Genomic DNA, 271 nt, shown 5'->3' with positions numbered 1-271 from the left:
GATAACACGGCGCACGCCCGATATTCTCGATCCGACTTTTCCCATCGGCGCCGACGTGAGCGAGAACAATCGGGAAGGCCTGAACGGGCGCATCTTCCTCGGCGCAACTAATCCTGGGCTGGCTTTCTGGCCGCGTACCGATATCACGGACAAGGGCGTTTTTTCCTTCGATGTAAGGATCGACAAGGCGACAGTGAAGATGCCGCTTATGTTCGTCAATAACATCGCGGCCACGAACGAACTGTCGATGAAAGCCACCGCCGATCACTAC

1 protein-coding gene is annotated in these 271 nt (G+C 56.1%); it reads left to right on the top strand.

Features of this window, described 5'->3' with window-relative positions; all coding sequences use genetic code 11:
- Window positions 1-271 (top strand): hypothetical protein (locus SB724_RS20205; protein WP_410572637.1); only part of this gene is annotated, 271 nt, incomplete at both ends.

Source organism: Bacillus sp. SIMBA_031 (assembly GCF_046535225.1).
Lineage (GTDB): Bacteria > Bacillota > Bacilli > Bacillales > Bacillaceae > Bacillus > Bacillus velezensis.
This window is presented reverse-complemented; position numbering and strand designations above follow the sequence as displayed.